The 11,724-nt window shown below is 66.3% G+C and carries 12 protein-coding genes; 9 read left to right on the top strand and 3 right to left on the bottom strand.

Going from position 1 to position 11,724, the window contains the following annotated elements; all coding sequences use genetic code 11:
- Positions 1-240: 240 nt before the first annotated feature.
- On the top strand, positions 241-1,188 hold the full coding sequence (locus EJC49_RS22540; protein WP_126702182.1) for an AEC family transporter: 948 nt from the start codon (positions 241-243) through the stop codon (positions 1,186-1,188).
- Positions 1,189-1,194: 6 nt separating this feature from the next.
- Here the strand turns inward: EJC49_RS22540 and EJC49_RS22535 are convergent, their stop codons facing one another.
- The gene (locus tag EJC49_RS22535) at positions 1,195-1,917 is read right to left on the bottom strand and encodes a GntR family transcriptional regulator (RefSeq protein ID WP_126702181.1); all 723 of its coding nucleotides are present in this window, start codon (positions 1,915-1,917) and stop codon (positions 1,195-1,197) included.
- A gap of 129 nt (positions 1,918-2,046) precedes the next feature.
- On the opposite strand from EJC49_RS22535, the gene EJC49_RS22530 reads away from it, so the two are divergent.
- The 6 genes from EJC49_RS22530 to EJC49_RS22505 all read left to right on the top strand — a co-directional run bounded on the left by EJC49_RS22530 (position 2,047) and on the right by EJC49_RS22505 (position 8,222).
- A complete protein-coding gene (locus EJC49_RS22530) occupies positions 2,047-2,334 on the top strand; it encodes a UxaA family hydrolase (protein WP_126702180.1) in 288 nt (95 codons plus the stop codon).
- A 53-nt stretch (positions 2,335-2,387) separates the two neighbouring features.
- Positions 2,388-3,569: a UxaA family hydrolase gene (locus tag EJC49_RS22525; RefSeq protein WP_126702179.1), complete on the top strand. Its 1,182-nt coding sequence runs from the start codon at positions 2,388-2,390 to the stop codon at positions 3,567-3,569.
- Positions 3,570-3,719: 150 nt separating this feature from the next.
- Positions 3,720-4,649, top strand: coding sequence for a hydroxyacid dehydrogenase (locus EJC49_RS22520; RefSeq protein ID WP_126702178.1), 930 nt, complete (start codon positions 3,720-3,722; stop codon positions 4,647-4,649).
- On the top strand, positions 4,649-5,656 hold the full coding sequence (locus EJC49_RS22515; protein ID WP_126702177.1) for an Ldh family oxidoreductase: 1,008 nt from the start codon (positions 4,649-4,651) through the stop codon (positions 5,654-5,656). Before EJC49_RS22520 ends, EJC49_RS22515 begins: the two co-directional genes overlap by 1 nt.
- Positions 5,657-5,676: 20 nt before the next feature.
- Positions 5,677-7,134, top strand: coding sequence for an NAD-dependent succinate-semialdehyde dehydrogenase (locus EJC49_RS22510; RefSeq protein WP_126702176.1), 1,458 nt, complete (start codon positions 5,677-5,679; stop codon positions 7,132-7,134).
- A gap of 68 nt (positions 7,135-7,202) precedes the next feature.
- A complete protein-coding gene (locus tag EJC49_RS22505) occupies positions 7,203-8,222 on the top strand; it encodes an aldose epimerase family protein (RefSeq protein WP_126702175.1) in 1,020 nt (339 codons plus the stop codon).
- Here the strand turns inward: EJC49_RS22505 and EJC49_RS22500 are convergent.
- Both EJC49_RS22500 and EJC49_RS22495 read right to left on the bottom strand, forming a co-directional pair.
- The gene (locus tag EJC49_RS22500) at positions 8,219-8,836 is read right to left on the bottom strand and encodes a hypothetical protein (protein WP_126702174.1); all 618 of its coding nucleotides are present in this window, start codon (positions 8,834-8,836) and stop codon (positions 8,219-8,221) included. The two genes, EJC49_RS22505 and EJC49_RS22500, sit on opposite strands and share 4 nt — an antisense overlap.
- Positions 8,837-8,898: 62 nt before the next feature.
- A complete protein-coding gene (locus EJC49_RS22495; RefSeq protein ID WP_126702173.1) occupies positions 8,899-9,831 on the bottom strand; it encodes a sugar kinase in 933 nt (310 codons plus the stop codon).
- A gap of 126 nt (positions 9,832-9,957) precedes the next feature.
- On the opposite strand from EJC49_RS22495, the gene EJC49_RS22490 reads away from it, so the two are divergent.
- The gene (locus EJC49_RS22490; RefSeq protein ID WP_245453527.1) at positions 9,958-10,425 is read left to right on the top strand and encodes a FixH family protein; all 468 of its coding nucleotides are present in this window, start codon (positions 9,958-9,960) and stop codon (positions 10,423-10,425) included.
- A 7-nt stretch (positions 10,426-10,432) separates the two neighbouring features.
- The gene (locus EJC49_RS22485; RefSeq protein ID WP_126702172.1) at positions 10,433-11,683 is read left to right on the top strand and encodes a cytochrome-c peroxidase; all 1,251 of its coding nucleotides are present in this window, start codon (positions 10,433-10,435) and stop codon (positions 11,681-11,683) included.
- Positions 11,684-11,724 lie beyond the last annotated feature (41 nt).

The following is an 11,724-nucleotide window of genomic DNA, read 5'->3' as shown; positions in this document are numbered from 1 at the left end:
TCACCGTCATGATCGGTGGCCCCGCGGAAGGAACTGCCGAGAATTATGCGCGTGGCGGCGGGCGCGTGGATGAAAAAAACGAAGGGAGACTGGCGAGCGGCCCGCGGACGCAAAGGAAAACAACGGGTTGGCGGACGAAACTTTTTTCGCGGCCGGTCCCGAGGGTCGATTTCTTCCACATTCGGGCAGGCGATCCGCCACCCCCTTCCGCCTGCCGCCGCTTTCCCGTATCACGCGGCGATGTCTCCCCAAGTGGAAGCCGCGCTGTTCATCTTCGGTCTCGTCGCCATCGGCTATCTGGCCGGTCTGACGGGCTATCTTCGCGCCGAAACCGGCGAGGCGCTGGGCGAGTTCGCGGTGGGCGTGGCGCTGCCGCTGCTTCTGTTTCGAACCATGCTGTCAGCCGATTTTCACGGCGCCGCGCCCTGGGCGCTGTGGGCGGCCTATTTTTCCGCGGTCGCGATCGCCTGGACCATCGGGCACCTGGTGACGACGCGGCTCTTTGGCCGCGACGCGCGGGCGGGCGTGGTGGGCGGGGTCTCTGCGTCCTTTTCCAACACGGTGCTGCTCGGCATTCCGCTGGTGCTCGGCGTCTACGGCCAGGCAGGATTCGAGGTGCTGGCGCTGATCGTCTCGGTGCATCTCGGCGCCATGATGGCGGCCACAATCGTGGTCTTCGCGGTGCTGGAGGGCGGCGACAAGGGCTTCCGCCCCCTCGATCTCGTCCGCACCTTCGTCGGCAAGCTCGCCGCCAATCCGCTGATCATCGGGATCGTGGCGGGGCTCGCCTGGCGCCTGACCGGCTGGCCGCTGCCTTCGCTTGCCGCACGTTTCGTCGACGGACTGGGGAACATCGCCGGCCCGCTGGCGCTGTTTTCCATGGGGCTCGGGCTCAGGCGATACGGTATCTCGGGCAACCTGCGGCCGGGGGTGACCCTGGCGATGCTGAAGCTGATGATGATGCCGGCGATCATGCTCGGCATGGCGATGCTGTTTGGCCTGCCGCCGCTGGTCGCCTCCGTGGCCGTGCTGACGGCCGCGCTGCCGGCGGGCGTCAACTGCTATCTGATCGCGGTGCAGTTCGGCACCGGACAGGCGCTGGCATCCAACACGATCACGCTGGCGACCGGGCTCGGCGTCGTCACCACCTCCTTCTGGATCATGGTGCTGCACGCCATCTACGGCTGATCGACTTCACCCCAGTTCCGACGAATAGTGCACGGCCTCCGTGAGGCAGCGCGAGACGCGCAGCTCGACCGGCTTGCTTTCGAGGTCGAGCGCGACGCGGGTGACGCTGAGCAGCGGCGTACCGACCGCGCAGCCGAGCGCGGCGGCGTCGGACGGCGATGCGGCGACGGCCTTCAGCCTCTCGCTCGCCCGGCCGATGGTGATGCCCCAGCGCTCCGAATAGAGGCCATAGACGTTGTTCGGGATGGCGGCGAGTTCGCCGAACCGGGGAAAACGGGCATCGGACAGCGTGATCGTCTCGACCAGAAGCGGCGCGCCAGCCAGCGTGCGCACCCGTTCGATGCGCCAGACCGGCTGCCCAAGCGCGAGGTCCAGCGCAGAGGCCTCGTCCCCCGTGGCCTCCGCGGGGCGCAGGTCGAGAATGGCCGAATCCGGAAAGCTCGGCTTGCCGTCGTCGGGCACCAAGCGGAAGAACTGGAACAGGATGCGGCTCTCCTCCGGGCGCGCGACGAAGGTGCCGCGCCCCTGGCGGCGGATCAGGAGGTTTTCGGTCGTCATGGCGTCCAGCGCCTTGCGGATCGTTCCCTGGCTGACGCCGATTTCGCGTGCGAGCTCGATTTCTGAGGGGATGAGCTGCCCGGGTTGCCACTCGCCGTCGATCAGCCGGCGCACGAGCTGGTCGCGCACCTGCACGTAGAGGGGCCGGTAGGCGAAGACGGTGTGGTTCATGTCGAAATCCCGCGCGAACCCGGCCTTGATAGCATCCTGCCGATTGACTCTGCCAGCATTTCCTATCTTATATCTTATATAAGACCTGCGGCGCGTTGCCGGCGGGCGACAGGAACCACAGGGAAACCGATGAGCATTCCGCACCTCCTGGTTCACGACCACAACGACAATGTCGGGGTGGTGGTGGTCGAAGGCCTCAAGGCGGGCACCAGCATGATGGCCGTGGTCACCGCCGACAATTCCACCTTCGAGATCGAGGCGAAGGCCGACATCCCGATCGGTCACAAGGTGGCCCTGAAGGATCTCGAGGCCGGCGACACGGCGATGAAGTATGGCGAGGATATCGGCCGCTTCGTCGCCAAGGTGGGCCGGGGCGAGCACGTCCACGTGCACAATCTCAAGACCAAGCGCTGGTAGCCGGTTCGCGCGTCGCGCGAGCGGCCGCGCAGTTTTCAGGGAAGGGCGGGCTGATGGCCTCGAAATATTCCAACATGACGATCCGCGCCTATCGCCGCGACAATGGTCGCGTGGGCGTGCGCAACCACGTGGTGATCCTGCCCGTGGACGACATTTCCAACGCGGCCTGCGAGGCGGTGGCCAACAACATCAAGGGCACGCTGGCGCTGCCGCACGCCTATGGCCGGTTGCAGTTCGGCGAGGATCTCGACCTGCATTTCCGCACCATGATCGGCACCGGCGCCAATCCCAACGTCGCCGCCGTGGTGGTGATCGGGATCGAACCGGGCTGGACCAAGCGGATCGTCGACGGCATCGCGGCCACCGGCAAGCCGGTCGCGGGCTTCTCGATCGAGCAGAACGGCGACCTGAAGACGATCATGGACGCCAGCCGCACGGCCAAGGAGTTCGTCCATTACGCCACAGAACTGCAGCGCGAGGAGTGCTCGATCTCGGACCTCTGGGTTTCGACCAAATGCGGCGAGAGCGACACGACGACGGGGCTGGGTTCGTGTCCGACGGTCGGCAACATGTACGACAAGCTCCTGCCGGAAGGGATCTACGGCTGTTTCGGCGAGACGTCGGAGATCACCGGCGCCGAGCACATCGCCAAGGCCCGCGCGATCAACCCCGAAGTGGGCGAGCGCTGGTATGCGATGTGGAAGGCCTACCAGACGAGCGTGATCGAGCAGTTCAAGACCAATGATCTCTCGGAGAGCCAGCCGACGCGCGGCAACATCGAGGGCGGCCTGACCACGATCGAGGAAAAGGCGCTGGGCAACCTGGAAAAGATCGGCCGCACGTCGAAATACATCGACATCCTGGAGCCGGCCGAGGCACCGCGGTCGGGCAAGGGGCTCTATTTCATGGATTCCTCTTCGGCCGCGGCCGAATGCGTGACGCTGATGGCGGCCGGCGGCTTCGTCATCCACACCTTCCCGACTGGGCAGGGCAACGTGGTGGGCAATCCGATCGTTCCGGTGATCAAGATCACCGCCAATCCGCGCACCGTGCGCACCATGGGCGAGCATGTCGACGTCGACGTGTCGGGCATCCTGCGCCGCGAGATGACCATCGACGAGGCTGGCGACGCGCTGATCGACATGATCGTGCGCACGGCCAACGGCCGCAACACGGCGGCCGAGGCGCTGGGGCACCGCGAATTCGTGATGACGAAGCTCTACAGGAGCGCGTGAGGGCTCGGTCGGCCTGCGCCGCGCGGACGGCGGCTTCCGGCATGTCGGGATGATGGCTGTAGATATGCCATAGGATGGCTGGATCGGGACCGTCGACGCGGGCCGTCTCCGGCGCGCGGCGCGTCCGCGGATCGATTGAAGGAGGCGCGCATGGCCGACATCGTCATCACCGAGTTCATGGACGAGGGGGCCGTCGGGCGGCTGAAGGCGCGGTTCGACACGCTCTACGATCCGGCGCTCGTCGACCGGCCGGACGAGTTGGGGGCGGCCGTCGCCGGCGCGCGGGCGCTCGTCGTGCGCAACCGCACGCAGGTGCGCGGCGATCTGCTGGCGGCGGCGACGGCCCTCACCTGCGTCGGGCGGCTCGGAGTCGGGCTGGACAACATCGACGTCGACGCCTGCCGCGCGCGCGGCATAGCGGTCTATCCGGCGACCGGCGCCAACGATCTCTCGGTGGCTGAATACGTCATGGCGACGGCGATGACGCTGCTGCGCGGCGCCTTCTTCGCCACTGCCGACGTGGCGGGCGGTGCATGGCCGCGCCAGAAGCTGATCGGCCGCGAACTGGCGGGCAAGACGATGGGCCTCGTCGGCCTCGGCTCGATCGCCCGCGAGGTCGCCTGGCGGGCGCAGGCCTTCGGGATGAACGTCGTGGCCTATGATCCCATGCTGATGGCTGATCATCCGGCCTGGCAGTTCGCCCGCAACGTCTCGCTCGACGGCCTGTTGACGCTTTCCGACGTCGTCAGCCTGCACGTCCCGCTGACCGATGCGACGCGGAACATGATCGGAACCGGGCAACTGGCGGCGATGAAGCCCGACGCGATCCTGATCAACGCCGCGCGCGGCGGCGTGGTCGACGAGGCGGCGCTGGCGGATGCTTTGCGCGGAAAGCGGCTCGGCGGCGCGGCGCTCGACGTCTTCGCCGAGGAACCGCTGTCGGCGGCGGAAGGCAAGCGTTTCGAGGGGATCGACAACCTGATCCTGACCCCGCATGTGGCGGGCGTGACGGTCGAGTCGAACGTGCGCGTATCGGACCTGATCGCCGACACGGTCATCGCCCATCTGGAGAAGGCCTGATGTCCGACACACGCCTTTCCGTCGCCGAGGCGCACGCGCTCGTCAGCGCGGCGCTGACGGCCTCGAAGACCGCGCCGGACAACGCCACGGTCGTCGCCGATGCCCTCATCGGGGCGGAACTGGCGGGGCAGGGCGGCCACGGCCTGCGCCGCGTGCCGGCCTATGCCGCGCAGGCGAAGGCCGGCAAGGTGAACGGCCATGCCACGCCGACCGCGACGCGCATCCGGCCAGGCGCGGTGTCGGTCGATGCCGCTCTGGGCTTTGCCTATCCGGCCCTCGACCTGGCCTCGCGTGAACTCGTCGAAATCACGCCGGTGCAGGGCATCGCGGCTGCCGGCATCCGCCGGTCGCATCACGCCGGCGTTGCCGGCCTGGCCGTGGAAACCCTGGCCGAAAAAGGCCTCGTCGCGTTGCTGTTTTCCAATGCGCCGGCCGCCATCGCCCCTTGGGGCGGGCGCCGTGCGCTCTTCGGTACGGACCCGATCGCCTTTGCCTGTCCGACCGCCGGAGGCGCGCCGATCGTGGTCGATGTCTCGATGTCGAAGGTGGCGCGCGGCCGAATCATGGCGGCGAACCAGAAGCAGGAGCCGATCCCCGAGGGCTGGGCGCTGGACGCCGACGGAATGCCGACGACCGACGCGAAAGCGGCGCTCGGCGGGACCATGGTGCCGCTCGGCGACGCAAAGGGCACGGCGCTGGCGCTGATGGTGGAGCTGCTCTGCGCCGGGCTGACCGGCGCGAACTACGCCTACGAGCAGTCGTCCTTCTTCGATGCCGAGGGCGATGCGCCGGGGACCGGGCAACTGCTCATCGCAATCGACCCCGAAGCATTCGGTGGCGCCCACGCATTGGACCGCTTCGCGGCAATGGCGGCGATGGTTGCCGGCACGGAAGGCGCCCGGTTGCCAGGTTCGAGGCGGCAGGCTATTCGTGACCGCCTTCGCCGCGACGGCCTTCAGGTCGAGACCGCGCTTGTCAAGGAAATCGAACTATTGGCCGCCGGATGAAGGCGGCAGGAGACGTAACGATGCTGCAGAAATCCAACCCCTACATGCGTCAGTCCAACCTGATCGGCGGCGAGTGGGTAAAGGCCGACTCCGGCGCGACCCTCGACGTGACCAATCCGGCCAATGGGCAGAAGCTCGGCACCGTGCCGAAGTCGGGCAAGGCCGAGACGCGCCGCGCCATCGAGGCGGCTGACAAGGCCTTTAAAACGTTCAAGAAGACTACGGCCAACGAACGCTCCAAGATGCTGCGGAAGCTGCATGACCTGATCCTCGAGAACCAGGATGCGCTGGCCGAACTGCTGACGCTGGAACAGGGCAAGTCGCTGGCCGAGGCCAAGGGCGAGGTGGGCGCGTCGGCGGCATACATCCTCTGGTTCGCCGAAGAGGCGCGGCGCACCTATGGCGACGTGGTGCCGTCGCCGTGGGCCGATCGCCGCATCATCGTGACGCGTGAGCCGGTCGGCGTCATCGCCGCCATCACGCCCTGGAATTTCCCCTCGTCGATGCTGGCCCGCAAGATCGGCCCGGCGATCGCCGCCGGCTGCACCACGGTGGTGAAGCCCGCCTCGCAGACCCCTTATTCGGGCCTCGCCTGGGGCGTGCTTTGCGAAGAAGCCGGCATTCCGGCTGGCGTCGTGAACATCCTCACTGGCTCGGCCGGCGAGATCGGCGACGAGATTTGCGCAAATCCGATGGTCAAGAAGATCACCTTCACCGGCTCGACCGAGGTCGGCAAGATCCTGATCGAGAAGTCGGCCGCGACCGTCAAGAAAGTATCGATGGAACTGGGCGGGAACGCGCCCTTCGTGGTGTTCGACGACGCCGACATCGACCGCGCCGTCGAAGGCGCCATGGTGGCCAAGTATCGCAACTCGGGTCAGACCTGCGTCTGCACCAACCGTTTCTTCGTTCAGGCCGGCGTCTATGACGCCTTCGTGGAGAAGTTCGCGGCCGCATCCGCAAAGCTCAAGGTCGGCGCCGGCCTTGACGCGGGCGTGCAGCAGGGGCCGCTGATCGACGGCAAGGCGGTCGAGAAGGTCGAGGAACTGATCGGCGACGCCACCGCCAAGGGCGGCAAGGTGGTGACCGGCGGCAAGCGCCACGAACTCGGCGGCTCCTTCTTCGAGCCGACCGTGATTGCCGGCGCGACGCCGGACATGCGCTTCATGAAGGAAGAGATTTTCGGCCCGGTCGCCCCTGTGTTCAGGTTCGAGACGGAGGAAGAGGCCGTCGCGCTCGCCAACGACACCGAATACGGCCTTGCGTGCTATTTCTACAGTTCCGATCTCGGCCGTGTGTTCCGGGTGATGGAAAATCTGAAATACGGCATGGTGGGCGTCAACGAAGGCCTGATCACCACGCCCGAGGCGCCGTTCGGCGGCGTCAAGGAGAGTGGGCTCGGCCGCGAGGGCGGGCATCAGGGAATCGAGGATTATCTCGATACGAAATACGTCTGCATCGGCGGCCTCGGCCTCTGATCGGAGCTTTTACGGGCGCGGCGCCCCCAGCAGCGGCGCCCGCATCTTCTGGCTGAGGGGAGCGCCGCATGGCGGATGCCGAGGAGTTCGGGACGACGCCGGAAGGCGAGCCCGTGCACCGTTTCGAGATCAGGGGCGGGGGGCTGACGGCGCGTATCCTGAACTGGGGCGCGGTGTTGCAGGACCTGTGGCTGGCCGAGCATGACGCGCCGCTGGTGCTCGGCTTCGAACGTTTCGACGACTACCCGATCCACTCCCCCTATTTCGGCGCGATCGCGGGGCGCTACGCCAACCGGATCGCCGGGGGGCGGTTCACGATCGACGGCCAGCGCTACCAGGCCGACACGAACTTTCTGGGCAAGCACACGCTGCACGGCGGCGCCCATGGAACAGGCAAGCGGGTCTGGCGGCTGGCGGATCGCGGACAGGATTTCGTCACGCTGGCGCTGACCGATCCAGACGGCGCGATGGGCTTTCCGGGGAATCTCGAGATTGCCTGCACCTACCGCCTGAAACTGCCGGGCACGCTGTCGGTCCAGCTTTCCGCCACCACCGATCAGCCCACGCTGTGCAACCTGGCGCATCATTCCTATTTCAACCTGAACGATGGCGGGATGAACGACGTCCTCGGTCATCGCCTCATGATTCCAGCGCGCGCCTATACGCCCGTGGACGACGAACTGATTCCCACGGGCGTCGTCCAGCCCGTCGAAGGCACACCCTTCGACTTCCTGCTGCCGCGTCCGCTTGGCATGCGTGTCGACGGCGAGCAGGTGCTCTACGACCACAATTTCTGCATCGCCGCCGCCAGAGGGCCGCTGCGGCAGATGGCATGGGCGCAAGGGCCGAACTCGGGCGTCGAGATGGAAGTGTGGTCGACCGAACCGGGGCTACAGTTCTATGCCGGCCACAAGGTGGCCCGCACGGTGCCGGGCCTCGGAGGGCGGACCTACGCAGCCTATGCCGGCTTTGCCATGGAGCCGCAGATCTGGCCGGATTCGCCCAACCGGCCCTATTTCCCGCAGGCGCTGCTCTGGCCGGGCGACCGTTACCGCCAGACGACGGAGTATCGCTTCAGGCTGGGCTAGTCTGGCGCTAGTTCTGCGCTTAGGCGGCTCATTTCTTGAACCTCAATGTCGGTAGGGACGGATCGTCCGTTCCTGTATTTATGCCAAATCTGTAGTGCTCGGCGATACTTTGTTACATTTGGTAGTCCGAAATCCTCATGATAAGATTCAATCAATTGCCCGTATTGTCGGCGGTCAATTCGAGCGTACTTGGCTCGTGTCCGGCCATCAATTGAAACGTCTGAGACGATGTCCTCAAGTGACTCGCTTAATTTTCGCCAGTCGCTTCGTATCCTTTCAATGTTTGATTGCTGCTGTTCCGGATTGGCATTTTCGTCGGCTAAATTGGATGTAACAATTTCACCGCTCACACGGCTAATTTTTTCTAAGGAGCTGACGACGTTGACCTCAACAAACTTAATGTTGTCCAGTATCTCTCTTAGTTTATGGTCCACGGACCTCTCATGAGTATTCAAAGCTTCCTCAGCGTGACGCAATGCCTTTCTTAGATCCGTGACTTTCCCACCAAAAAGTCGACTTCCTAGCACAACGCCAAGCGCAGCAGCAATAATGGTAAAAATCGATGAAACTACAGCGCCTTGCCCCTCACTGATGTTCGTCCAGAAATCAAACATATGAGGTTCTCCGTTCAGTGTGGAACGTACTATATTATTCATGCATACGACAGTTAGCGCGGTTATTGATTTTTCGCAAATGTTGAAGAGAGAACCTCGAAGGGCGCCAGCGCCCCGCGCACCTGCACTACGGCGGCGGCGACCGCATGGGCGCGGCGAACGGCGACGCTGGGCGCGTCTCCGGCGAGGCGGGCGGCGAGATAGCCGCCGTTGAAGCTGTCGCCGGCGCCGGTCGTGTCCACAGGGTTCGTCACGGAAACCGCCGGGATCGTCTCGCTCCGTCCGTCCCAGGCGGCGAGCGCCGGTTCGGCGCCATCCTTGACCACGATTTCGGAAACGCCCGCCTGATTCAGGCGCGCGGCGGTGTCGGCGGGCCTCGTGTCGCCGAACAGGGCCTGCTCGTCCGGGAAGGTGGGCAGCGCGATGTCCGTCACCGACAGCGCCTCGGTGATGGCAGCGCGGGCGGCATCGACCGAGGACCAGAGGCGCGGTCGGTAGTTGGGATCGAAGGCGATGCGGGCGCCAGCCTTCCGCGCGGACGCAATGGCGGCCAGCAGCGTCCGGCGCGGCGCTTCGTCGAGAATGGCGAGCGTGATGCCGGAGAAATAGACCAGCGCCCGGTCCTTCAGCGACGCGGCGAGTGCGGCGGGGTCGTCGGCGAGACGACGGGCGGCGGCGTCGGAGCGCCAGTAGGTGAAGGAACGCTCGGCGCCGGTAAGCGTGATGGCGTAGAGGCCGGGCCGCGCGCCGGAGATGACCGGGCTCGCCGCGATGCCAATGCCCGCATCGCCCATGAAAGCAATCTGATCGCGCGAGAAGGGGTCGTCGCCGAAAGCGCTGACATAGTCGGCGGGACGGGCGGCATCCGTCAGCGCGCGCAGCGCCCAGAGCGTGTTGAACGTGTCGCCGGCAAAGCCCATGCGCCAGTCGTCGCCACCCGCGCCGGACAGTTCCAGCATGCACTCCCCGATCGACGCGACCCCCTGTCCGGCCATTCTTTTTCTCCCTTTCGGCTCCCTCTACACGCGATGCCGGTCGAAGGCGAGGGTCGGGAATCCGTCCTTGACCTTCCAGCGACGGGAAGCCGTACATTTCGTCCCTCCATGCGAGCCGAGGGTTCGATGACGTCAGTCCCGGTGCCGGGCGCCCAGGAAGCGAAGATGAAGAAACTGATCTACGTTCTCGTCGCGGTCGTCGCTCTCGCGGCCGCCTTCGTTGGCTGGCGCATGATGGCACCGCCGCCGGACGACCTCGATCTCGCCCGCTCGAAGCAAACGCAGGCCGGCATGTTCACCGTGGCCATTGCGCCGGAAAGCGAGCCTGTGCGGCAGGGGCCGCTCCACAGCTGGATCGTGACGGTGACCACGCCCGACGGGGCACCGGTGGAGGACGCGACGATTTCGGTCGACGGCGGCATGCCGCAGCACGGCCACGGACTGCCAACGGCGCCGGCCATGACGGCGGCGCTGGGCGAAGGCCGCTACCGCATCGAGGGCGTGCGTTTCAACATGGGTGGCTGGTGGGAACTGAAGCTCGCCATCGCCGCCGATGGCCGAAGCGACGACGTGACCTTCAACCTCGTTTTGTGAGGCGGCGATGCGCCCGCGCCTGCTGACGACCGGCGTTGCCCTCGCGGCCCTGCTGCTGGCGGGCGCCTGCAAGCCGTCGAACCTGAGCGAGGGCGAGGCGCGCGTGGTCGCAACGCTGTCGCTCGCGGCGCTGCCGCTGCTGCCTGCCGATCCGTCGAACCGCGTCGCCGACGATCCCGCGGCTGCGGCGCTGGGGGAGGCGTTGTTCTTCGACCACGACCTGTCGGCGGACGGCTCGGTGTCCTGCGCTTCCTGCCACCAGCCGACGCGGCGGTTCCAGGACGGAATCGCGCGCGCGATCGGCATCGGCGAAGCCGATCGGCGCACCATGCCGCTCGAAGGCGTGGCCTGGAGCCCGTGGCAGTTCTGGGACGGGCGCGCCGACAGCCTGTGGGCGCAGGCGCTGGGGCCGTGGGAGAACCCTGTCGAGCACGGCGGCAACCGGGTGGCGCTGGTTCGGCAGGTGGCGAACGCCTACCGTGACGAATATGAAGCCGTGTTCGGGCCGCTGCCCGACCTGACGGGATTGCCCGAAGACACAAGTCCGCTCGGCAGCGAGTCGGAGCGGGCGGCATGGGCGGGACTGACGGACGACGAGCGAGGGCGTGTCGATCGCGTCTACTCGAACATGGGCAAGGCAGTCGCAGCCTTCGAACGGACGATCGCTCCCGTCATGACCCGCTTCGACCGTTTCGCCGAGGCGGTCGCGGCAGGAAGGCGACCGGAGGGCGAGGCGGCGCTGTCGGACCTCGAACTCGAGGGGCTGAAGCTCTTCATGGGCGAGGCGTCCTGCGTGAACTGCCACAACGGCCCGCGCTTCACCGACGACCATTTCCACAACACCGGCGTTCCGGCGGTGCCGGGCCTGCCCCCGGACAGGGGCCGGGCCGACGCGGTGGCCAAGGTGCTGGCCGACCCGTTCAACTGTCTCGGCGCCTTTTCCGACACCACGCCCGAGCAGTGTGGCGAGATCCGCTTCATGGTCCGGGACGGCGAGGCACTGGAGCGTGCCTTCAAGACGCCCTCGCTGCGCGGCGTGGCCGGTCGGGCGCCCTACATGCATGCGGGCCAGATCGCGACGCTGGAGGAGGTGGTCGACCATTATGCCAGCGCGCCGGAAGCGCCATCGGGGCGTACGGCGATCGAAGGATTCGTGCTGACCGACCGGGGCCGCATGGCGCTGATCGCTTTCCTGAACACGCTCGAGCCGATGGACGGGAAGGCTTCGCACGTCGGTCAGGCGCCGCAGGAAAATTGATCTTCGGCAATGCCGGCGCCGACAGATGCGCTAGGATGTAC

Source organism: Aquibium carbonis (assembly GCF_003970795.1).
Classification (GTDB): Bacteria; Pseudomonadota; Alphaproteobacteria; order Rhizobiales; family Rhizobiaceae; genus Aquibium; species Aquibium carbonis.
Note: the sequence above shows the minus strand (reverse complement) of the source record. Positions and strands in the feature narration are given on the sequence as shown.